Genomic DNA, 20698 nt, shown 5'->3' on the forward strand with positions numbered 1-20698 from the left:
CTTGATGGAGTTGTGGGGGGCGTGACTGAGCCTCACGCCACACATGGTGCGGTGAGAATAGAAAGGTCTGGACCACCGGTCAATAGGTCTGGACCACCACGCGCCGAACTCGGTTCAGATACCCAACTCCTGGGCCAGCACGGCGGCTTGCACCCGGCTCCGCAGTTCCAGCTTCCCCAGCAGTCTGCTGACGTGGGTCTTCACGGTCGCCTCGGCCATGTCGAGCCGCTCCGCGATACCCGCGTTGGACAGACCCTCGCCGAGGCAGGCCAGCACCTCGCGCTCCCGCCGGGTCAGCCGGCCGAGCACCGCCGGATCGGCCGTGGGCTCCCGGGCGGGCTTGGCGGCGAACTCCGCGATCAGCCGCCGCGTGACCGCCGGGGCGATCAGCCCCTCCCCGCGCGCGACCGTCCGCACGGCCTCCAGCAGCTCCCTCGCCTCGGTGTTCTTCAGCAGAAAGCCGGACGCGCCCGCCCGCAGCGCCCCGAAGACGTACTCGTCGAGGTCGAACGTGGTCAGCACCAGCACGTCGGCCAGTTGCTCCCCGACGACCTGCCGGGTCGCCGACACGCCGTCCAGGCGCGGCATCTGAACGTCCATCAGCACGAGGTCCGGCCGCAGCGCCCGGGCCAGCGCCACCGCCCGCTCACCGTCCGCCGCCTCGCCGACCACCTCGATGTCGGGCGCGCTGCGCAGGATGAGTACGAGCCCTGCGCGGACGGCGGACTGGTCCTCGGCGACCAGGACGCGGATCATGCGGTGTCTCCTTCGACGATGTCGGTGACGGGCAGGGTCGCGCGTACGACCCAGACCTTGCCGCCCGGCGAGTCCTCGGGGCCTGCCTCGAACGCGCCGTCCAGCAGCGCGGTGCGCTCCCGCATGCCGACCAGACCGGCGCCGGAGCCGGGGGCGCTCGGCCCGTCCCGGTCCCCGTACGGGCTGGTCACCGCGACGGTCAGCAGGCCGTCGAGCTGGGCGAGGGACACGGTGACCCGGCCGGGTGCGGCGTGCTTGAGGGCGTTGGTGAGGGACTCCTGGACGATGCGGTAGGCGGCGAGTTCGAACGGCGCGGGGACCGTGCCGTGAGCGACGTCGAGCGTGACGTCCAGGCCGTTGGTGCGGGCACCCTCGACCAGGGCGCCGAGTCCGTCGAGGGTGGGGGCTGCGGCCGGCTCGGTGTCCCCGCTGGAGTCGCGCAGGATGCCGATCAGCCGCCGCATCTCCGAGAGCCCCTGCACGCTGTTCTCGCGGATGACCACCAGCGCCTCCTGGGAGGTCCTCGGGTCGTCGAGGGAGAGCGCGGCGGTGGAGTGGATGGCGATCGCGGAGAGGTGATTGGCGACCATGTCGTGCAGTTCGCGGGCCATCCGCGCGCGCTCGGCGGTGACGGCCTGGGTGCGGTCCATCTCGGCGAGCAGCGCGGTCTGTTCGGCGCGCAGCCGGGCCGCCACGGCGGCGTCGCGGTGGTTGCGGACGATCAGGCCGGTGGCCGCGGGCGCGAAGGCCACGACACCGGTGACCACACCGATCAGCAGGGCCTCGGGCTCACGCCACAGCGCGAACGGCACCACGGTCCCCGCCACCGACAGCAGCCCGGTGATCCGCGGGATGCGGTGGGCCGAGGCGGGCGGGCCGTACAGGACGGCCGCGTACATGAGGTCGGTGTACATCACGATCGTGACCAGGTTGCCCTGGGTGAGGACGTCCACGACGATCGCGGCCGTGCCGGTCAGCAGGGCGATGCGCGGTGCGCTCCGGCGCAGCAGTTCGCAGCCGGCCATGACGAACAGCGGCAGCAGGACCGGCCAGCGCCCGGGCAGGAGCACATACGGCTCGGTGTGCGGACGGGTGGCCAGGCCCAGGCCCCACAGCAGCAGCCCGCCGAGCAGCCCGCCCAGTGCGACGCAGAGGTCGAAGCGGTGCGGGCGGGGGAGTCGTACGGCCATGGCACCATCCAACACGGCCGTCGCGCCCGGCGCGTGATCCCCGCGTAGGGTCCCCGGCTGCATCTTTCGATGTACCGCGGGTTCGTCAGTCGCGACGACGATTCGGGCCGCACCGACCGGGAGCCTTGAAGGGTGACCGAGAGGAGCGAACCGTGATCGTCGCCTTGATCGCAGCCTGCGAGATCGGCTTCTGGGTGCTGCTGGCGGCCGGGCTGTCCGTCCGCTACCTGCTGCGCATGCCGCGCACCGGACTGGCGCTGCTGCTGTGCGAGCCGCTGCTGGAGGTCGTCCTGCTGGTCGCCACCGCGCTGGACCTGAAGAACGGCGCCGAGCCGAACTGGACGCACGGTCTGGCCGCTCTGTACATCGGCTACACCGTCGGACACGGCCACCGCACCGTGAAGTGGCTCGACGGCCACGCGGCCCACCGGCTCGGCGGCGCCCCGCCCCCGCAGAAGCCCCCGCGCTTCGGCATGGCCCGGGCGCGCCACGAGGGCACGGTGTGGCTGGGGACGCTGACGGCGGCCGTCGTCGCGACCGTGCTGCTCCAGCTCGCCATCTGGTACGTGGACGACCCGAGCCGGGTCACCTCCCTGGAGAGCTGGCGCGGGGTGGCCTGGCGCACGGCGGGGATCCACGGCCTGGTCGCGCTGAGCTATGCGATCTGGCCGCGGAAGGCTCCGGCGGGTGAGCCGGAGGTCACGCCGGAGAAGGAGGGGGTGCACCGATGAGCAAGGCCCGCGGGAACCTGGTGGAGGGGATCGTCACCTTCGTGATCGGCATCGGGTTGTGGCTGTTCACCGGCGACGTGGAGGTCCCCGTCGTCACCCTCACGAAGGTCGGCGTCGTGATGATGTGCGTCGGCGGTGTGCTGGTCGCCGCCGGGCTGTGGCAGGGCGCGCGGCGCCGGGTCTGAGCGCCGCCGCCTGCCGGGTGCGGGGGCTTCAGCGCTCCCCGCCCGGTACCCACAGCACATCCCCGACCTCCTTGTTGGCCGTCCTCGCGAGGATGAACAGCAGGTCGGAGAGGCGGTTGAGGTAGGTGGCCGTCAGCGGGTTCATGACCTCGCCGTGGACCTCCAGGGCGGACCAGGTCGAGCGCTCGGCCCGGCGTACGACCGTGCAGGCCTGGTGGAGCAGGGCCGCGCCGGGGGTGCCGCCGGGGAGGATGAAGGAGCGGAGCTTCTCCACCTTCTCGAGGAAGCGGTCGCAGTCCGCCTCCAGCTTGTCGATGTAGAACTGCTCGACCCGCAGGGGCGGGAACTCGGGGTTCTCCACCACCGGCGTCGAGAGGTCCGCACCCACGTCGAACAGGTCGTTCTGGACGCGGGTGAGGACCGTGACGATCTCCTCGTCCAGGCCGCCCAGCGCGATGGCCGTGCCGATCACGGCGTTCGCCTCGTTGGCGTCGGCGTACGCGGAGATCCGCAGGTCGGTCTTGGCGACCCGGCTCATGTCGCCGAGGGCGGTGGTGCCCTGGTCGCCGGTCCTGGTGTAGATGCGCGTCAGATTGACCATGCGGCCAGCGTAGTTACGCTCCGGCGGTTCGGAAAACGCGTGTGCCCACTGTCACGGCCAGCGCGGTGAAGCCGACGGCCACCAGGACGCCGTACAGCATGTGCGCCGTGGCCACCGGGCTGTTCCTGGAGCACGGCTTCGTGGCGGTGACGATCGCGGACGTGGCGGAAGCGGCCGACGTCTCCGTGAACACCGTCTACAACTACTTCCCGGCCAAGGAGGACCTCTTCTTCGACCGCTCCCGGGGCGTCGTCGACCGGCTCTCCCGCTGGGTGCGCGGCCGGGACGCCGGGGAGTCGGCCGCCCGCGGGGTGCTGCGCGAACTGCGCGCCGAGATCGAGGCCGGCTCACCCCGGATGGGCCTGATCGAGGGCTATGACCGTTTCATGCGCTGCATCGACGAGGCCCCGCCGCTGCGCTCCCGGCTGTGGCGCCTGCAGCAGGAGGTCCAGGACAACCTGGAGGCGACCCTCCGCGAGGAGGTGGGTGCCGAGGCCGACGACCCGCTGCCGAGGTTGATCGCCGGTCAGATCTGCTGGGTGCACGGCACCGTCTTCGTCGCGATCGGCCGCGAGATGACCAAGGGGCGCAACCCGGACGAAGTGTCACGGGAGATGCTCGTCCTCCTCGACGACATCGAGGAGCTGTTGAGCGAGAAGGTGCTCAACTACGCCGTGCGAGGCGGCGCGTGACGCGCGTCTCACGTCGTGAGACGTGAAACGCGTTACTAAGCGCTCACACGCACTCTCACGAGCGCTAGTCTCCGCCCGAGAGGCAGACATAAGCAGCGCGTCAGGGGAGTCGCACAGTGGCACGGAAGCTTGCCGTCATCGGAGCCGGCCTCATGGGATCCGGCATCGCCCAGGTCTCCGCACAGGCGGGCTGGGAGGTCGTCCTGCGTGACGTCACCGACGAGGCGCTGACGCGGGGCACCGACGGCATCAAGGCGTCGTACGACAAGTTCGTCGCCAAGGGCAAGCTGGAGGCGCACGACGCCGACGCCGCCCTGGCCCGCATCACCGCGACCACCGACCTGGACGCCGCGGCCGACGCGGACGTCGTCGTCGAGGCCGTCTTCGAGAAGCTCGAGATCAAGCACGAGATCTTCCGCGCCCTCGACAAGATCGTGAAGGACGAGGCGATCCTCGCCTCCAACACCTCCGCCATCCCGATCACCAAGATCGCGGCAGCGACGGAGCGCCCGGAGCGGGTCGTCGGCACGCACTTCTTCTCGCCGGTGCCGATGATGCAGCTGTGCGAACTCGTCCGCGGCTACAAGACCAGCGACGAAACCCTCGCCACGGCCCGGGAGTTCGCCGAGTCGGTCGGCAAGACCTGCATCGTCGTCAACCGCGACGTCGCCGGCTTCGTGACGACCCGTCTCATCTGCGCCCTGGTCGTCGAGGCCGCGAAGCTGCAGGAGTCGGGCGTGGCGAGCGCCGAGGACATCGACCTGGCCTGCAAGCTGGGCTTCGGTCACGCCATGGGCCCGCTGGCGACGGCGGACCTGACGGGCGTCGACATCCTGCTGCACGCCACGAGCAACATCTACACGGAGTCCCAGGACGAGAAGTTCGCGGCTCCCGAGTCGATGCGCCGGATGGTTGACGCCGGTGACATCGGGCGCAAGAGCGGGCAGGGCTTCTACAAGCACTGAAACCGCACATGCCCCGGGGGCCATCACACCCCAGGGTGAATTCGGTATCGGTTCGCTTACAAGAAGCAACCTCTGACTCCTCCACGCAGTCAGAGGTTGCATCACCCACATCAGAACGCGGAGCACGATTCGCACGCACGGGGAGCGCATATGCACATCAGGGGCGACCACGCCGAGCTGGTCGTCGGGGGCCGCCTCGACGTCCGGAGCGCGGCGGACGCCCGTACGGTCCTGCACTCGGCCGTCGACGACGGAGTCGGTGACCTGGTGCTGGACCTGTCCGAACTGGACTCCTGGGACGCCACCGGACTGGGTGTGATCATGGGGGCCCACCGGCGGGCCGGCCGCTGCGGCCGCCGCCTGGTGCTGCGCGGAGTACCACCGCAGATGCAGCGCCTGCTGGTGGCCACCCGCCTGCACCGGATCCTGGCGATCGAGGGGGGCATCGGGGTGGAGACGCTTCCGCGAGTGTGACGCGCGTACGGGTGTGAGCCGGGCGACCGGGGAGACCCGGACGCACGTCGTCGAATCGTGCGACGCGCACAATCCTCACGAGACCGTGACGTTACGGACGGCGCGGTACCCCGGACTGTCGTAGATACTGTGCGAAGGCTTAGGGTTCGGCTGCCCGCTGCCTTGACACCCTTCGAGCGGGACCGGACCAGAAGCGACAGCGCGGTGTGCAGCAAGGCCGGGAGGGGCTTTTCCAGGCACACACACGCTTTTGGGGGGCTTGACCTATGGATCCTGACAACCAGGGACCCGAGGAGTACGGCCACGACGGTGACGGCCCTGCGCCGCGCCCGCGCCCTCCCAGGGAATCCCTCGCACCCGACTTCGGGCAGCACGCGCCGGCGCTCGCCCGCACGGTGCAGCTCGTCTCCGGCGATTTCCTGCTGACCGTCAACCCCGTCGACGGCAGCGAGATAGAGGCCTGCCCGCCCACCGAGCGACCCGCCCGGCCCGTGAAGCTCACCGCGACCGAGCGCGGAGAGGCCGAGCGCGCGGCCCGCCCGCCCGTCCCGCCCGGCCCCCCGCAGCCCGCCCTGCCGCTGCTGGCCCGCCAGGACGAACGCGAGAGCCTGGTGCGCCTGCTCGCCCGCGGCCGCTCCACCCGCCTCACCGGCGCGCCCGGCTCCGGCCGCACCCGCCTCCTCGACCTCGTCGCCGAGGACTGCTCCGACCTCGCCCCCGACGGCGTCGTCCGGCTCAACGGCTTCGGGCGCACCTCCGGCGATCTGCTGTACGACCTGTTCCACGCGGTGTACAGCGCCCCCCTGCACCGCCCGAACCGGGACGAACTGCTCACCTACGTCCGTGAGATCGGCGCGGTCGTCGTCCTCGACGACCTGGAGTTCGGCGGCGCCGCGCTCGACGAGCTGCTGGAGGCCACCCCCGAGTGCGCCTTCCTGCTCGGCGCCACCCCGGACGTGCCGGCCCCCTCCGCCGACGCCGGCGTCGAGGAGGTCCTCCTCGGCGGACTGGAGCGCGCGGCCGGGCTCGACCTGCTGGAACACGCCGTCGGCCGGACCCTCACCGAGGACGAGTCCAACTGGGCGGGCGACCTCTGGTTCGAGTCCGAGGGCCTGCCGCTGCGCTTCGTCCAGGCCGGAGCCCTGCTGCGACAGCGCGACCGGCTGCGTGCCGGCACCAGTGCCGTCGACGAGTTCGGTGTCTTCGAGGACGCGCCCCCGGCCGACACCGTCGAGGCCTGCGACCTCGGCGACGACGTGCCGCTGCCCGCGCTCGGCGAGGCCGCCGCGCCCGCGCCGCTGCTCGCCTCCCGGCTGAGCGCCTCCGCCCGCGCCACCCTGCGGTTCGCCGTCGCCCTCGGCGGCGAGGTCCCGCACCAGGCGCATCTGCCCGCCCTGGTCGGCGACACCCACGCGGACGCCGCGCTCGGCGAACTGGCCGCCTGCGGCCTGGTCTCCCCGGTCGGCTCCCGCTACCGCCTCGCGGCCGGCGTGCCGGCCCAGCTGGAGGCCGCCGGGTACGCCGACGAGGCCGAGGCCCGCGCCCACAGCGCCGCTCAGCACTACTCCTGGTGGGCCGGGCACCCCTCGGTCACCCCGGAGCGCGTGTGCGCCGAGGCCGACGCGGTCCTCGCCGCCCTGGCCGTCCTCGGTCCGGCAACCCGGCCGCCCGCCGAGGGCGAGGAGTGCGCGGCCGTGCACCTGGCCCGCACCGCCGCCCCGGCGTTCGCCGCCGGACTGCACTGGAGCGCCTGGGAGCGGGCCCTGCGGTCCGGCGCCGAGGCCACCCGGCTCGCCGGGGACGTCGCCGAAGAGGCCTACTTCCACCACGAGCTCGGCATCCTCGCCCTGTGCGGGGGGCAGCTCGACCGGGCCCGCGCCGAACTGGAGGCCTCCATCGGCCTGCGCGGCGCGCTCGCCGACAAGCGCGGCGCCGTCGCCGGCCGCCGTGCCCTCGCCCTCGTCGCCGACCGCTCGGGCACACCGATCGGGCTCGGGCCGACCGCGGGGGAGGAGGTGCCCGACGCCCGTGACGAGGAGTCGGCGTCCCCACCCGGCGGTGTTCCGGCGGCCTTCCCGACGCTCCAGCAGCCGCCCTCCCCGGCCCTGGTCACCCACCGCAGCCCGCCCGCGCCCGCGCGGGGGGCCCGGGGCGGCCTCAAGGGCCTGGCCCGGCGCAACCTCGTGGCCGCCGGTGCCGGTGCCCTGCTCGTCGCCGTGCTGGGCACCGTGGTGACGCTCGGCGCCACCTCCGACAACGAGCAGAACCCGCCGTCCGACCAGGTCGGCGTCAACCCGTCCGCCAGCCAGGGCGTCAACGACGGCAGCCTCGGAGCCGACCAGCCGGTCAGCGACAGCAACGGCGACACGGTCCCGGCGACCAGCCGCCCGACCGACCCGGGCCCGGACGGCACACCCGGCACGTCGGACGACCCGACGCCGACGGACTCCCCGAGCGGTTCGCGGGACCCGAGTGGTTCCGCGTCGCCGTCGAAGTCGCCGTCGTCCTCGAAGCCGCCGTCCACGTCCAAGCCGCCCACGACGTCCAAGCCCCCCGCGACGTCCAGGCCGCCGACGTCCAGGCCGCCGACGTCCAGGCCGCCGACCTCCGAGCCGCCCACCTCGGAACCGCCCACCTCGGAGCCGCCCACCTCGGAGCCGCCGACGACCAGCCCGTCCACGTCCGACTCGGCCAGCGGCCCGGTGCCGAGCGCCCCCACGAGCACCTCGGCGAGCGCGCCGCAGAGCACCACGGGCTCGCCGAGCAGCCCGGAGACGGTGATCTGACACCCGTACACACGGCAGGGCCGGGTCCGTTGTGCGGACCCGGCCCTGTTCGTCGTCGTACGGGCTGTCAGAACAGCCGCAGCTTGTCGTCCTCGATGCCCCGCAGCGCGTCGTAGTCGAGGACCTGGCAGCCGATGCCGCGGTCGGTCGCGAGGACGCGGGCCTGGGGCTTGATCTCCTGGGCCGCGAAGACACCGCGCACCGGGGCGAGATGGGGATCGCGGTTCAGCAGCTCCAGATAGCGCGTGAGCTGCTCCACGCCGTCGATCTCACCGCGCCGCTTGATCTCCACCGCGACGGTCTTGCCGTCGGCGTCCCGGCACAGGATGTCGACCGGCCCGATGGCCGTCGGGTACTCACGGCGGATCAGCGTGTAGCCCTCGCCGAGTGTCTCGATGCGGTCGGCGAGCAGCTCCTGGAGGTGCGCTTCCACGCCGTCCTTGATCAGGCCGGGATCCACGCCCAGTTCGTGCGAGGAATCGTGGAGGACTTCCTCCATCGTGATGATGAGCTTCTCGCCCGCCTTGTTGACGACGGTCCAGACGCCCTCCTCCTCGCCGGTGCCCTCCTTCAGCGTGCAGGGCGGCGACATCCAGTTAAGGGGCTTGTAGGCCCGGTCGTCGGCATGGATCGAGACGCTGCCGTCCGCCTTCACCAGAATCAGGCGCGGGGCCGAGGGAAGGTGGGCGGTGAGCCGCCCGGCGTAGTCCACGGAGCAGCGGGCAATGACGAGACGCATGGTCGGCAACGCTACTCGACGGGCACCTGTCGACGCGATTCGCCCTGGAAAACACGTGTTCAGTAATGGCCGATTGTGTGCACGGTGTGCTCAGCGGGAGTGTCTCATCTGCGCATTTTCCTGGTGCCGTCCCCGTACGGTGCTTACCGTATGAACGGGAGGTCGCGAGACGTGTACGCAGCGTGTCCGGATATCGCGAACTCTCCCTATCTGTCCGGCAACCCCCGCCAGTCGGGGGTGCGAGAGGAGAACTCATGTCGCTCGACGTCTCACCGGCCCTACTCGAACAGGCCGAGCGAGGCGAGGTCGACGAAGCGGAATTCGTCGACTGCGTCCGGACCTCCCTGCCTTATGCGTGGGAGATGATCAGCTCACTGGTGGCCCAGCTGAAGGTGGACGGCGGCGCGTTCGCCGACAACCAGACGCCCCCGCCGGACGAGCAGGCACGCGGTCAGCTGCTGCGTGCGCTTGCGAGTGACGCGATACGCGGCGCGCTGCAACGGCACTTCGGTGTGCGCCTGGCCTTCCAGAACTGCCACCGGGTGGCCGTGTTCCCGCTTGACTCCTCGGTCGACGAGAAGCTGGGCCGCTTCACCTCGGTCCGCAGTCAGGTGCTGAACCAGTCACCCGAGTTCCGGGACTGCTGACGCGGCGCCACTTGCTTGCCGCTCCGTACGCGGAAGGTGCAGTTCTGTACCGGAGCGGCAAGCCCCCAGGAATCCACCGCGCTCTCACACGAGTTGGGGGAGCACCTCGGCGCCCAGCCGCCGTACGTTCTCCTCGGTCGCCGCCAGGTCCCCGGAGCCCTCGACGAGCAGCGCGAAGCGGGAGATTCCCGTCCGCTCGCTGGTCGCCGCCAGCCGGTCCGCGCACAGCCGCGGAGTGCCCACCGGGTGCAGCCCGCAGAGCAGTTCCGTGTAGGCCAGCGGGTCGCGCATCCGGCGTGTGCGCCCGTCGACCGTGACATGAGCCTCCAGGCCCTGCTTCAGCCAGCCCGGCATCGCCTTCATCAGCGTCTCCGCCGCGTCGACCCGCCGGTCCGCGATCTGGCAGACGCCGGCCGACACATGGGACGCGTCCCGGATCTCCTCCGGCGACCGGCCGCAGGCGCGCGCGTGCTGCCGCCACAGCGCGACCATCTCGGCCTTCTCCTCGTCCCCCACGTGCATCCCGAGCAGCATCGACAGGCCCCGCTCGGCGGCGAGCCGCACGCTCGCCGGCGAGGTGCAGGCGACGACGAGCTCGGGCCCCGCGACCTCCGTCAGGGCCTCCGACGGCCGGGGCACCACCGGGACTTCACGGAAGCGGAAGCGCTCCCCGTCGGCCGCCACGGACGACTCGCGCAGCCACCGCACCAGAAGCTCCAGGGACTCCGGGAACCCCTTCTCGTACGCCTCCAGACCCGCGCCGAACACCTCCAGGTCGATCCACGGGCCGCCGCGTCCGACACCGAGCGTGAAACGGCCGCCGCTCGTGTGGTGCAGCAGCGCGGCCTGTTCGCCGAGGGCCACGGGGTGGACGGTGGGCAGGACACTGACCGCCGTACCGACCCGGATGCGGCGGGTGCGGCCCAGCAGCAGGGCGGCCAGGGTGATGGCCGACGGGCACGTGCCGTACGGCACGAAGTGATGCTCGGCCAGCCAGACCGTGTCGAGCCCGGCCTCCTCGGCCACCTCGGCCGAGCGGACCGCGCGGTGCAGCGCCTCTCCCTCGCCCTGACCGGGGAACTGGGCCGCCAACACGAAACTTCCAACGCGCATTGCTTTCCTGCTTCCTTGGCTCCGACACGGAGCTCCCCCACAGCGCATAACCGTCTGACACGTGCCGAGGACACGGCCGGGCGGAGTGTTTTGCGGATTGTCTGCAGAATGGGGCATTCCGCCGGGAGTCCGGGGGAGGGTAGCCGAGACGAGTCCGATGCGCCCGCGAGGGACTTGTGGCGTTTGGTGCCGTACGCGTACCCCCGTGCGCGCCGCGTAGGCTGGACGCGGCCCGTGCTTCCTGTATAGCCCCGAGAGGTGTCCCGTGTCCCCGCGTCGCAACCGACCCAAGGACGCCGCTTCGTCCGGCCGGAGCGTCGAGGACGACCGCCCCGGCCGCTACGGCGGCTGGCAGTCCTCGGAGAGCTGGCAGGGCGAGAACTGGAGCGTGCGGCACGTGGCCGGCGCGAGCGCGCAGGGCAAGGCGTACCGCTGCCCCGGCTGCGACCAGCTGATCCCCGACGGGGTGCCGCACGTGGTGGCCTGGTCGGAGCACACGGGCGTCGACGACCGGCGGCACTGGCACAAGGCCTGCTGGAACGCGCGGGACCGCCGCACCCCGGGGGTGCGGCGGTCCCGTAACGCGCCGAGATTCTGACGTCCTCAGACGTCCCGCTTCTCCAGCAGCGCGAAGGCGCCGGCGAACGCCACGGCCGTCGCGCCGAGGATGATCCACAGCGGGTCCCAGCCGGACGGGCCGGACTGGCTGAGGGAGTTGGCGTAGAAGACGCTGAGCTGGTTCGGGATCGAGTACTCGAACAGGGCGTCGCGCACGCCCTCCAGGGACTCCGAGAACATGAACAGCGCGATCACCAGCGGGGCCAGCACGGTGCCGATCATGATGGTGATGGCGCCGGCCGAGTGCCGGATGATCGAGCCGACGAGGAGCGAGAGCAGGCCCAGCAGCGCGATGTAGAGCGAAATGCCGACCGTGCCCTTCAGCCACTCACCGCCGGAGGGGTCCTCGGCGCCGTTGCCCTCCAGCATGGCCACGTGCAGGAAGGCGACGAGGGAGCCGGCCACCAGCGTCACCACGAACGCGACCAGGAAGAACACGATGGCCTTCGCCGCCAGCACCCGTCCGCGGCTCGGGCACGCGACCATCGTGGTGCGGATCATGCCGGTGCCGTACTCCGAGGCCGTGGTCAGCACGCCGAGCGTGATGATGCACATGCTGCCGAGCAGCAGGCCGAAGAAGCCGAGGGACAGCGCGTTCTCGCCGGACAGGTCCGAGGAGGAGCTCGACACCACGATGCCGGTCAGCAGACCGATGCCGACCACGAGCAGGACGAACACGCCGAGCGTCCACATCGTGGAGCGCACCGACCTGATCTTCGTCCACTCGGAGGCGATGGCGTTCCCGAGGTGCGTGCGCACGACCGGGATCGGCGAGGTGTAGCCGGCGCCGCCGGGCTGCGGGGCGGAACCGGGCGCCGCCTGCCAGGCGGGCGCGGCCTGCGGCATCTGGGGCTGGGGGCTGCTCATCGGGCGTCCTCGGGCTTGGTCAGGTCGGAGGTCGGGGCGGCGGGAGCCGGGGGTGCCTGCGGCGCGGGCTGCGCGGCACCCTGCGGCGCCTGGGGCGCGGGCTGGGCGTACGGGTTGGGCGTTCCCGCGCCGGGGGCGCTCGGAGCGGCGCTGGGTGCGCCGTGAGCCCCCGGCGCGCCGTACGGGCCCGCCGGAGCCTGGCCCGCCGGAGCCTGGCCCGGCGCGCCCTGCGGCGGGGCCGGGAACGGCTGGCCGCCCTGCTGGGGCGGCGGCGGGGCGTACCAGCCCGGCTGGCCCTGCCCGGGCACCGGCATCGGCGGCTGCGCGCCGGGCGGCAGCGGCTGTTGGAACCCTTCCTTCTGGTCGATCGTCGAGCGGTAGTCGACGGCGCCCTGCGTCATCCGCATGTACGCCTCCTCCAGGGAGGCCTGGTGCGGCGACAGCTCCCACAGCCGTACGTCGTGGTCGTGCGCGATGTCGCTGATGCGGGGGAGCGGCAGCCCGGTCACGCGCAGTGCGCCGTCCTGCTCGGGCAGCACGTGCCCGCCCGACTCGGTGAGCGCGGCCGACAGCTTCTCGCGCTGCTGCGGCTCGCTGTCCGGCGTCCGCACGCGCGCGAAGTCCGCGGAGTTCGCCGAGATGAACGCGGTCACGCTCATGTCGGCGAGCAGCTGACCGCGCCCGATGACGATGAGGTGGTCGGCGGTCAGCGCCATCTCGCTCATCAGGTGGGAGGAGACGAAGACCGTACGGCCCTCGGCCGCCAGCGCCTTCATGAGGTTGCGGACCCAGAGGATGCCCTCGGGGTCGAGGCCGTTGACCGGCTCGTCGAACAGCAGCACCTGCGGGTCGCCGAGCAGCGCCGCCGCGATGCCGAGCCGCTGCCCCATGCCGAGGGAGAAGCCCTTGGACCGCTTCTTGGCCACGTCCTGCAGGCCGACGACCCCGAGCACCTCGTCCACCCGCCTGGCCGGGATACCCGACAGCTGGGCCAGGGACAGCAGGTGGTTGCGGGCCGAGCGGCCGCCGTGCACCGCCTTGGCGTCCAGCAGGGCGCCGACCTGACGGGCGGCGTTGGGCAGCCTGCGGTACGGATAGCCGCCGATCGTCACATGCCCGGCCGACGGGTTGTCCAGGCCGAGGATCATCCGCATCGTCGTCGACTTGCCCGAGCCGTTCGGCCCGAGGAAGCCGGTGACGGCTCCGGGCCGCACCTGGAAGGAAAGGTTGTACACAGCGGTCTTGTCGCCGTAGCGCTTCGTCAGGCCGACTGCTTCGATCATGCTCCGCACCCATCGCAAGGTTCAGGTCAGCGGGGCACACGCCCCCGTAAGGGTTAGGAGGATATCGAGGCGCTGACGGTTCCGCCCAAGAGGAGGTAAAAGGTCAGGCCACGCTAGGCGTCGCGCTTCTTCAGCAGCACATAGCCGCCCAAGAGCGCCGCGAGGACCCACAGCCCCATGATCCCGAGGCCGCCCCACGGTCCGTACGGAGTGTCGTCGCCGATCGGCGTGACCACCTGCATGATCTTGCTGCCGGCCTGGTCGGGAAGAAACCGGCCGACCTTCTTCGTCGCGTCGACATTGCCCAGGATGTTGGAGATCAGGAAGAAGAACGGCATCAGGATGCCCAGCGACAGCATCGGTGAACGCAGCATCGCGGCGACGCCCATGGAGAACATCGCGATCAGCGCCATGTAGAGGCCGCCGCCGAACACGGCCCGCAGCACCCCCGGGTCGCCGATCTCCGCCCGGTGCGAGCCCAGCATGGCCTGCCCCAGGAAGAAGGCGGCGAAGCTGGTGACGAGGCCGACCAGCAGGGCGAGCCCACTGGCGACCGCGATCTTGCTGAACAGGAAGGAGCCGCGCTGCGGCACCGCGGCCAGGGAGCTGCGGATCATGCCGGTGCTGTACTCGTTGGACACGACCAGCACCCCGAAGACGATCATCGCGAGCTGACCGAGACTCATCCCCGCGAAGCTGATGAACGTCGGGTCGAACTCCGCCCGGTCCTGCGCGTTCATGGAGTCGAACTCGTTCTTCGACAGCGCCGAGATCAGCATGCCGAGGGCGATCGTCACGACCACCACCAGCGAGAGTGTCCACACCGTGGACGCCACCGACCGGATCTTGGTCCACTCCGACCGTACGACCTGTGTCGTCGCCATGCTCAGCCCCTCTTCCAGCCGTCGCCCCACTGCTGCCGCGGTGGCTCGGGGCTCGTCGCGCTCGTCTCGCTGTGTGCGTGGTACTCCACCGACTCCGCTGTCAGCTGCATGAACGCCTCCTCCAGCGAGGCCTGTTGCGGGCTCAGCTCGTGCAGGGTGATCCGGTGCTGCGCCGCCAGCTCACCGATGTGCTCGGCCTTGCCGCCGTCCACCTCCAGTACTCCGTCGCCGCTCTCCACGGCCACGATCCCGGCCTGGTGGAGCACGTCGAGCAGCCGTTCCCGCTGCGGACTGCGGACCCGGACGTAACTGCGTGAGTTGCGGTCGATGAAGTCCGCCATGGAGGTGTCCGCGAGCAGCCGCCCCTGCCCGATGACGACGAGGTGCTCGGCCGTCAGGGCCATCTCGCTCATCAGGTGGGAGGAGACGAACACGGTCCGGCCCTGTGCGGCGAGCGACTTCATCAGGGTGCGGATCCAGTGGATGCCCTCGGGGTCGAGGCCGTTGACCGGCTCGTCGAACATCAGGATCCGCGGATCGCCGAGCAGCGCGGCCGCGATGCCGAGCCGCTGCCCCATGCCCATCGAGAAGCCCTTGGTCTTCTTCCGCGCGACGGCGGTCAGCCCGACCGTCTCCAGCACGTCCCGCACGCGGCTGCGCGCAATGCCGTTGCTCTGCGCGAGGCACAGCAGATGGTTGTAGGCGGTGCGCCCGCCGTGCCAGGCCTTGGCCTCCAGCAGGGCGCCGATGTACGTCAGCGGGTCCTTGAGCTGCTGGTAGTGCTTGCCGTCGATACGGACGTCGCCGGCGGTCGGGTGGTCGAGACCGAGGATCATCCGCATGGTCGTGGACTTGCCCGCGCCGTTGGGCCCGAGGAAGCCGGTGACGATGCCCGGTCTGACGGTGAAGGACAGGTTGTTGACCGCCACCTTCTCGCCGTACCGCTTGGTCAGCCCCTCGAGCTCAATCATGCCGCCACGCTAGAACGTGGCAAAGCCCTCTGCCACCCGAGCGGCAGAGGGCTTTGCAGGAGATTCAGACTCCGTAGGCCGGGCTGTTACCGGGACTGCTGCGCCGGGACCCCACGGGAGATCGGCTCGTCCTCGGCCGGCGTGCCGGCGGCGGCCACCGCGGCGCCCGTGAGCGTCGCGAGCATCTCGCGGACGTTCGTCAGCTGGGCGTTGATGCTGTCGCGGCGGTTGGTGAGGGCCGCGAGCTCCCGCTCGGATTCCGAACGGATGCGGTCGGCCTTGGCGTTGGCGTCGGCCACGATGTCCTCGGCCTGGCGCTGGGCCGTCTCCACCGTCTGGCGGGCGCGGCGCTCGGCGTCCGTGCGCAGCTTCTCCGCCTCCAGACGCAGCTGCTCGGCGCGGTGCTCGATCTCGGCGAGACGCTTCTCGGCCTTGGCCTGACGCGAGGCCAGGTCGCGCTCGGACTGCTCGCGGCGCTTGGCGAGGTTCGTCTCGAAGTCGGCGGCGGCCTGCGCGGCCTTGGCGCGGGTCTCCTCGAAGAGGGCGTCCGCCTCCTCGCGCTTGGACTGCGCGTCCTTCTGCGCCTCGGAACGCAGCTGGGAGGCGTCACTCTTGGCCTTCTCGACGATCCGCAGGCCCTCGTCCTCGGCCTTCGCCTTGCGCTCCGCCGAGTACGACTCGGCGTCGTTGCGCACCTGCTGGGCCGCCGACTCGGCGAGCTCGCGGTGCTGCTCGGCCGCGCGCCGGGCCTCCTCGCGCAGGTCCTTCGCCTCTTCCTCGGCGAGGCGGAGGATTTTCTCCACGCGCGCGCCGAGACCCGCGTACGACGGCTCGGCGTCGGTGACCTGGGCCTGGGCGTTCTGCGTCTCGAGGTGGAGCTCCTCGATGCGCTTTTCCAGAGCGGTGATGCGGGCGAGAGCGCTGTCACGGTCGGAGACGAGCTTGGAGATACGTTCGTCCACCTGAGCGCGGTCGTACCCACGCCGCACAAGCTCGAAGCCGTAGGGGGAAGTGTCGCTCATGGGGTTCCTGTCGAATGAGACCGGTGAGGTGATAGGTGGAATCCTAGGGGCCGAAACGGTGTGTCATCGAGCGGATGCGCGTTTGATCTGGAAAATGACACCCCTTTTGAGTGGCTAATCCCCGGACCGCTTGCCAAAGACTTGGCCAAAGGCCCCAGCACACACCTGATTCGCCCCGTTTCGCTAGCTATCCGAGGACTTGCCACCCGTACGGGGTGCGCCGACCGTCGCGCCTGCCTTGACTCCGTTGTCCTTGCCCGTGGAGGGGGCCTCAAAGGACTCCAACGCCTCCAGGACGTCCTGGACACGGGAGATCTCGGCGTTGATGTCCTCGCGGCGGCGGACCAGGACCTCCAGCTCGCGCTTTCCCTCCTCGACCGTGCGCTTGGCCTCGCGGATCGCCTCGGCCTTGAGCTCCTCGGCCTCCCGGACCAGCGTGGACTTCTTCTGCTCGGCCTCCTTGAGCAGCCCCTCGGCCTTCTTCACCGCGGCGATACGGACCTTGCCCGCCTCGGAGTTGGCCTCCGAGACGATCTCCTTGGCCTTCGCCTGCGCCTTCGCCAGCTGCTCCTCGGCCGCCTTGACGAGCGCGTCGCAGCGGTCGCCCGCCGACTTCATCGTCTCGGCCGACTCACGACGGGCTCGCTCGTGCAGCTCCTCGATCTCGGAGGTGATGCGGTCGCGCAGCTCCTCGGCACGCTCCCTTATCTGCGTGGCGTCCCGGCGCGCGCCGACCAGCAGCTCGTCCGCGTCCGTACGGGCCTTCTCCACCAGGGAGTTGCCCTCGACCGTCGCCTCGGACACCAGCCGGTCGGCCTCCGTACGGGCCGCCCCCACCATCGTGTCGGCCTGCGACTCGGCCTCCGCGGTGGTCTTGTGGGCCTGCTGCTGCGCCTCGGTCAGCAGCTTGTCCGCCTCGGCCGTGGTCTCCGTGATGAGCTTGTCGACCTGCTCGGCCGCCTCGGAGCGCCGCTTGTTGGCGTCCTTGCGGGCCTCGTCCAGCGTGCGGTCGGCCTCCTCGCGCGCGGTGCTGACGAGCCGCTCCGCCTCCGCCTCCGCATCGGTCTTCACGCGCTCGGCCTCGCCGCGGATCCGCTCCGCGTGCTGCTGCGCCGAACCGACCGTCTCGGCCGCCTCGGCCCGCAGCCGCTCGGCCTCGCCGGTGGCCTCCCCGACCAGCTGCTCGGCCTTGGCGACCGCCTCCGTCCGCACCCGCTCGGCCTCCGTGGACGCCTCGGAGCGGACCCGCTCGGCCTCGGAGATCGCCTCCGTACGGACCCGCTCGGCCTCGGCGACCGTGTCCATCCGCAGCCGGTCGGTCTCCTGGACCGTCTCCGTCGTGAGCCGCTCCGCCTCGCTGCGCGCCTCGGTGATGAGGGTGTCCGCCTGCGTCGCCGCGTCCGACCGGATGCGGTTGGCGTCCTCCCGGGCGTCCGCCCGGGTGCGCGAGGCGCTCTGCTCGGCCTCGGCGATCGCGTCCGCCGCCTCCGTGCGCGCCCGCTGGGCGTGCTCGGCGACGTCCGTGCGGATCCGCTCCGCCTCCGAGATCGCCTCGGACATCGTCCGCTCGGCGAGCGCCTTGGCGGCCTCGGACTCCTCGTGCGCCTCGCGCCGCAGCCGGCCCGCGTCCTCGCTCGCCCGCTCGCGCTCCGCGTAGGCGTCGGAGCGGACCCGGTCCGCCTCCTCCTGGGCCTCCCGGCGCGTACGGTCCGCCACGTGTTCGGCGGCGGAGCGCAGCCCGGCGATCTCCTCCTGGGCCTGCTCGTGCAGCCCCGCGACGGAGTCCCGGACCTGCTGGGCGTGCTGCTCGGCCGCCGACACCATCTCCGTGGCACGGCGGTCGGCCTCCTCGACCAGCCGTACGGCCTCGGCCTGCGCCTCCTCCACGCGCTTGCGCGCCGAGGCCAGCAGCTCCTCGCTCTGCTCGCGGGCCCGCTCGCGCTCCTGGTCGGCCTCCTGCCGGGCGCTGCCGAGGAGCTCCTCGGCCTCGCGGCGGCGCCGGTTGGCCTCCTCCTGGGCGGCGGCCAGCGTCTCGGACGCCTCCGCGGCGAGCCGCTCGGCGGCGGACTGCGCCTCCGCGCGCATCCGGTCGGCGCTCTCCTGCGCCTCCGACTTCAGCCGCTCGGCCTCGTTCGCCGCCTCCGAGCGCAGCCGTACGGCGACGGCCTCGCCCTCGGCACGCGCCGCGGACGCGTCCGACACGGCCTCGTCGCGCAGCCGCTCGGCCTCCGCCTCCGCCTGCTGCTGGAGCGTGCGGATCCGCTCGGCGGCCTCGGCGCGCAGCCGCTCGTTCTCCTCGACGGCCTCGCGGCGGATCCGCGCGGCCTCCTCACGGGCGTCCGACAGCGCCTGCTCGGCGGCCGTCAGCCGCTCCTCCGCCTCCGTCTGGAGCCGCGTCAGCTCCTCGGCGGCCTCGCCGCGCCGGGCCTCTATGGCCCGCTCGGTCTCCTCGTGCAGCTCCCGCGCCGCGCGCTCGGCGTCCTCCCTGAGCGCCTCGGCCTGCTCGACGACCTCCTCGCGGTGCCGCTCGGCCTCCTGCCGGGTGCGCTGGAGAGTCTCCTCGGCCTGCCGGCGCAGGGTCGTCGCCCGCTCGATGGCCTCGGTGCGGACCTTCTCGCTGTCCGTCTGGGCCGTCGTGCGCAGCTCGTCCGCGTCCGCCTTGGCCTTGGCGAGCAGCTCCTCGGCGGACTTCGCCGCCTCCTCGATCTGCGCCACGGCCTCCTTGCGGGCCTCGGCGCGGATCTTCTCGCCCTCGTCGACCGCGTCCGCCCGCAGCTGCTCGGCCTCGCCGCGCAGCCGGCGGGCCTCCTCCTGCAGCTCGACCGTCTTGGCGCGGTACTCCTTGGTGTCGTCCTTCGCCGCGCCCTTGAGCTGCTCGGCGATGTCGTGCGCCTCGGCCCGCAGCCGGTCCGCCTCGGTCTCGGCCTCCGAGCGGATCCGCTCGGCCTCCTCGGCCGCGGCCTTGGTGGTCTTCTTCGCGTCCTCCGACGCCTTGGTGAGGACCTCCTCGGCGGTCCTGGCCGCCTTGGACAGCTGGGTCGCGGTCTCCTCGGCGGTGAGCGTGCGGGCCTTCTCCGAGGCCTCCGCGACGATCTTCTCGGCCTCGGCGCGGGCGTCGGCGACCAGCTGCTCGGCCTCGGACTTGGTGTTCTCGGCCTCCTTCGTGGCCTCCTCGACCAGCCGGGCGACCTGCTCCTTGGCGGTGCGCGTCCGCGTCTCGTTCGCGGACTCGGCGCTCGCCAGGGCCTTGGCGGCGGCCTCCTTGGCCTCCGTGACCAGCTTCTCCGACTCGGTCTGCGCCTTGCGCAGCGCCTCCTCGGCCTCGGCCATCCGCTGCTCGGCGGCCTTGCTCAGCTCCTGGGCCTCGCGGCGCGCGGACTCCGACTCCGAGGCGCTGGACGTGCGCAGCTGCTCGGCGTGGTCGGTGGCCTCCTGGGCCTGGTTGGAGGCGGCGTTGAGCAGGCGCTCGGCGTCCGTGCGGGCGCGGCGCAGAATCTGCTCGGCCTCCGCGCGGGCCTCCTCGGCCGCGCCCGTCAGCCGCTGCCGGGCCTCGGTCGACAGCCGCTCGGCCTCCGCGCGGGCGGTGGCCAGGGCCTGCTCGGCCTCCGCGCGGGACTCCTCCAGCAGCCGGCGGGCCTGCTGCTCGGTGCGCGCCCGCAGCTGCTCGGCCCACGCCACGTTCTCGTTGACGTGCGACTCGACCGTCTGGCGACGCTCGGCCAGCTCCTGGTCCAGCTGCTGGCGGCGGGTCACCGCCTCCTGGTGCAGCTCGGCCTGGAGCCGGGCCGCCTGCTCGGCGTGCTCCTGGAGGATCCGCTGGGTCTGGGCCCGGGCCTCGCTCAGCTCGCGGTCGGCGTCCGCGCGGATCTGGTCGGCCTGCACCTGCGCGTTGCGCAGCAACTGCTCGGCCTGCCAGCCGATGTCGCCCCCCTCGAAGGAGGGCCGGGACATGATGGTGCGCCGCGCCTCGTGCAGCTTGGCGCGCAGCACCTCGACCTGGTAGCCGAGGTCCTCGGCGTGCTGGATCGCCTTTTCCCGCTCGGTCTTCAGCCGCTTCATCTCGGCTTCGAACCGAGAGAGGTGGTCGACGTCAGCCGCCGGCTCTCGCTCCTGGCTCTCGTAGCCCCGCACTGCGCGGTCCCATCCGTCCCCTGGTCGCAACTCTGCCCAAACG

General features: G+C 71.9%; 19 protein-coding genes and 1 pseudogene. 8 read left to right on the forward strand and 12 right to left on the reverse strand.

Features of this window, described 5'->3' with window-relative positions:
• Positions 1 to 114: 114 nt before the first annotated feature.
• Together G3I77_RS17690 and G3I77_RS17695 are read right to left on the reverse strand one after the other, a co-directional pair.
• On the reverse strand, positions 115 to 756 hold the full coding sequence (locus G3I77_RS17690; protein WP_248504835.1) for a response regulator transcription factor: 642 nt from the start codon (positions 754 to 756) through the stop codon (positions 115 to 117).
• Positions 753 to 1946: a sensor histidine kinase gene (locus G3I77_RS17695; protein WP_248504837.1), complete on the reverse strand. Its 1194-nt coding sequence runs from the start codon at positions 1944 to 1946 to the stop codon at positions 753 to 755. Before G3I77_RS17695 ends, G3I77_RS17690 begins: the two co-directional genes overlap by 4 nt.
• A 152-nt stretch (positions 1947 to 2098) precedes the next feature.
• On the opposite strand from G3I77_RS17695, the gene G3I77_RS17700 reads away from it, so the two are divergent.
• On the forward strand, positions 2099 to 2677 hold the full coding sequence (locus G3I77_RS17700) for a hypothetical protein (protein ID WP_248504839.1): 579 nt from the start codon (positions 2099 to 2101) through the stop codon (positions 2675 to 2677).
• On the forward strand, positions 2674 to 2862 hold the full coding sequence (locus G3I77_RS17705; RefSeq protein ID WP_248504841.1) for a DUF5708 family protein: 189 nt from the start codon (positions 2674 to 2676) through the stop codon (positions 2860 to 2862). The genes G3I77_RS17700 and G3I77_RS17705 overlap by 4 nt, the downstream gene beginning before the upstream one ends.
• A gap of 28 nt (positions 2863 to 2890) precedes the next feature.
• Here the strand turns inward: G3I77_RS17705 and G3I77_RS17710 are convergent, their stop codons facing one another.
• Together G3I77_RS17710 and G3I77_RS17715 are read right to left on the reverse strand one after the other, a co-directional pair.
• Complete coding sequence (locus G3I77_RS17710; protein ID WP_248504843.1) at positions 2891 to 3463, reverse strand: cob(I)yrinic acid a,c-diamide adenosyltransferase; 573 nt, start codon at positions 3461 to 3463, stop codon at positions 2891 to 2893.
• A gap of 13 nt (positions 3464 to 3476) precedes the next feature.
• A pseudogene (locus tag G3I77_RS17715) lies at positions 3477 to 3575 on the reverse strand (ABC transporter permease); the annotation flags it as partial.
• On the opposite strand from G3I77_RS17715, the gene G3I77_RS17720 reads away from it, so the two are divergent.
• The 4 genes from G3I77_RS17720 to G3I77_RS17735 all read left to right on the forward strand — a co-directional run bounded on the left by G3I77_RS17720 (position 3562) and on the right by G3I77_RS17735 (position 8380).
• Positions 3562 to 4155, forward strand: coding sequence for a TetR/AcrR family transcriptional regulator (locus tag G3I77_RS17720; RefSeq protein WP_248504844.1), 594 nt, complete (start codon positions 3562 to 3564; stop codon positions 4153 to 4155). The pseudogene G3I77_RS17715 and the gene G3I77_RS17720 overlap by 14 nt on opposite strands.
• A 116-nt stretch (positions 4156 to 4271) precedes the next feature.
• On the forward strand, positions 4272 to 5120 hold the full coding sequence (locus tag G3I77_RS17725; RefSeq protein ID WP_248504845.1) for a 3-hydroxyacyl-CoA dehydrogenase family protein: 849 nt from the start codon (positions 4272 to 4274) through the stop codon (positions 5118 to 5120).
• A 150-nt stretch (positions 5121 to 5270) separates the two neighbouring features.
• The gene (locus tag G3I77_RS17730; RefSeq protein ID WP_003993003.1) at positions 5271 to 5594 is read left to right on the forward strand and encodes an STAS domain-containing protein; all 324 of its coding nucleotides are present in this window, start codon (positions 5271 to 5273) and stop codon (positions 5592 to 5594) included.
• A gap of 266 nt (positions 5595 to 5860) precedes the next feature.
• Positions 5861 to 8380 carry an ATP-binding protein gene (locus tag G3I77_RS17735; RefSeq protein WP_248504846.1) on the forward strand — a complete coding sequence of 840 codons (2520 nt, stop codon included), beginning with the start codon at positions 5861 to 5863 and terminating at the stop codon, positions 8378 to 8380.
• 67 nt (positions 8381 to 8447) lie between these two features.
• On the opposite strand, the gene nucS is transcribed toward G3I77_RS17735, so the two are convergent.
• Complete coding sequence (gene nucS, locus G3I77_RS17740; RefSeq protein WP_033312972.1) at positions 8448 to 9119, reverse strand: endonuclease NucS; 672 nt, start codon at positions 9117 to 9119, stop codon at positions 8448 to 8450.
• Between the two features lie 254 nt (positions 9120 to 9373).
• On the opposite strand from nucS, the gene G3I77_RS17745 reads away from it, so the two are divergent.
• Positions 9374 to 9766: an SCO5389 family protein gene (locus G3I77_RS17745; RefSeq protein WP_030246492.1), complete on the forward strand. Its 393-nt coding sequence runs from the start codon at positions 9374 to 9376 to the stop codon at positions 9764 to 9766.
• A gap of 84 nt (positions 9767 to 9850) precedes the next feature.
• Here the strand turns inward: G3I77_RS17745 and G3I77_RS17750 are convergent, their stop codons facing one another.
• Positions 9851 to 10879 carry an LLM class flavin-dependent oxidoreductase gene (locus tag G3I77_RS17750; RefSeq protein WP_248504847.1) on the reverse strand — a complete coding sequence of 343 codons (1029 nt, stop codon included), beginning with the start codon at positions 10877 to 10879 and terminating at the stop codon, positions 9851 to 9853.
• 265 nt (positions 10880 to 11144) lie between these two features.
• On the opposite strand from G3I77_RS17750, the gene G3I77_RS17755 reads away from it, so the two are divergent.
• The gene (locus tag G3I77_RS17755; RefSeq protein ID WP_248504848.1) at positions 11145 to 11477 is read left to right on the forward strand and encodes an ATP/GTP-binding protein; all 333 of its coding nucleotides are present in this window, start codon (positions 11145 to 11147) and stop codon (positions 11475 to 11477) included.
• Positions 11478 to 11482: 5 nt separating this feature from the next.
• Here the strand turns inward: G3I77_RS17755 and G3I77_RS17760 are convergent, their stop codons facing one another.
• The 6 genes from G3I77_RS17760 to scy all read right to left on the reverse strand — a co-directional run bounded on the left by G3I77_RS17760 (position 11483) and on the right by scy (position 20655).
• A complete protein-coding gene (locus tag G3I77_RS17760) occupies positions 11483 to 12364 on the reverse strand; it encodes an ABC transporter permease subunit (protein ID WP_248504849.1) in 882 nt (293 codons plus the stop codon).
• Positions 12361 to 13647, reverse strand: coding sequence for an ABC transporter ATP-binding protein (locus tag G3I77_RS17765; RefSeq protein ID WP_248504851.1), 1287 nt, complete (start codon positions 13645 to 13647; stop codon positions 12361 to 12363). Before G3I77_RS17765 ends, G3I77_RS17760 begins: the two co-directional genes overlap by 4 nt.
• A 113-nt stretch (positions 13648 to 13760) precedes the next feature.
• Positions 13761 to 14531, reverse strand: coding sequence for an ABC transporter permease (locus tag G3I77_RS17770; RefSeq protein WP_248504853.1), 771 nt, complete (start codon positions 14529 to 14531; stop codon positions 13761 to 13763).
• A gap of 2 nt (positions 14532 to 14533) precedes the next feature.
• Positions 14534 to 15502: an ABC transporter ATP-binding protein gene (locus G3I77_RS17775; protein WP_248504855.1), complete on the reverse strand. Its 969-nt coding sequence runs from the start codon at positions 15500 to 15502 to the stop codon at positions 14534 to 14536.
• An 86-nt stretch (positions 15503 to 15588) separates the two neighbouring features.
• Entirely contained in the window at positions 15589 to 16524 is a 936-nt protein-coding gene (locus G3I77_RS17780; protein WP_248504857.1) for a cellulose-binding protein, read from the reverse strand.
• Positions 16525 to 16707: 183 nt separating this feature from the next.
• Positions 16708 to 20655, reverse strand: a complete 3948-nt coding sequence (gene scy, locus G3I77_RS17785; protein ID WP_248504859.1) for a polarized growth protein Scy — start codon at positions 20653 to 20655, stop codon at positions 16708 to 16710.
• Between the last annotated feature and the right edge of the window lie 43 nt (positions 20656 to 20698).

Source organism: Streptomyces sp. D2-8 (assembly GCF_023184515.1).
In the GTDB taxonomy this organism is placed as follows: domain Bacteria; phylum Actinomycetota; class Actinomycetes; order Streptomycetales; family Streptomycetaceae; genus Streptomyces.

What these genes read in the sequence shown, in the direction of transcription:
- G3I77_RS17690 (WP_248504835.1), bottom strand. Translation starts at nt 756, where the DNA reads ATGATCCGCGTCCTGGTCGCCGAGGACCAGTCCGCCGTCCGCGCAGGG.
- G3I77_RS17705 (WP_248504841.1), top strand. Translation starts at nt 2,674, where the DNA reads ATGAGCAAGGCCCGCGGGAACCTGGTGGAGGGGATCGTCACCTTCGTG.
- G3I77_RS17775 (WP_248504855.1), bottom strand. Translation starts at nt 15,502, where the DNA reads ATGATTGAGCTCGAGGGGCTGACCAAGCGGTACGGCGAGAAGGTGGCG.
- G3I77_RS17770 (WP_248504853.1), bottom strand. Translation starts at nt 14,531, where the DNA reads ATGGCGACGACACAGGTCGTACGGTCGGAGTGGACCAAGATCCGGTCG.
- G3I77_RS17760 (WP_248504849.1), bottom strand. Translation starts at nt 12,364, where the DNA reads ATGAGCAGCCCCCAGCCCCAGATGCCGCAGGCCGCGCCCGCCTGGCAG.
- G3I77_RS17730 (WP_003993003.1), top strand. Translation starts at nt 5,271, where the DNA reads ATGCACATCAGGGGCGACCACGCCGAGCTGGTCGTCGGGGGCCGCCTC.
- G3I77_RS17750 (WP_248504847.1), bottom strand. Translation starts at nt 10,879, where the DNA reads ATGCGCGTTGGAAGTTTCGTGTTGGCGGCCCAGTTCCCCGGTCAGGGC.
- G3I77_RS17720 (WP_248504844.1), top strand. Translation starts at nt 3,562, where the DNA reads ATGTGCGCCGTGGCCACCGGGCTGTTCCTGGAGCACGGCTTCGTGGCG.
- G3I77_RS17695 (WP_248504837.1), bottom strand. Translation starts at nt 1,946, where the DNA reads ATGGCCGTACGACTCCCCCGCCCGCACCGCTTCGACCTCTGCGTCGCA.
- G3I77_RS17745 (WP_030246492.1), top strand. Translation starts at nt 9,374, where the DNA reads ATGTCGCTCGACGTCTCACCGGCCCTACTCGAACAGGCCGAGCGAGGC.
- G3I77_RS17765 (WP_248504851.1), bottom strand. Translation starts at nt 13,647, where the DNA reads ATGATCGAAGCAGTCGGCCTGACGAAGCGCTACGGCGACAAGACCGCT.
- G3I77_RS17780 (WP_248504857.1), bottom strand. Translation starts at nt 16,524, where the DNA reads ATGAGCGACACTTCCCCCTACGGCTTCGAGCTTGTGCGGCGTGGGTAC.
- G3I77_RS17710 (WP_248504843.1), bottom strand. Translation starts at nt 3,463, where the DNA reads ATGGTCAATCTGACGCGCATCTACACCAGGACCGGCGACCAGGGCACC.
- nucS (WP_033312972.1), bottom strand. Translation starts at nt 9,119, where the DNA reads ATGCGTCTCGTCATTGCCCGCTGCTCCGTGGACTACGCCGGGCGGCTC.
- G3I77_RS17735 (WP_248504846.1), top strand. Translation starts at nt 5,861, where the DNA reads ATGGATCCTGACAACCAGGGACCCGAGGAGTACGGCCACGACGGTGAC.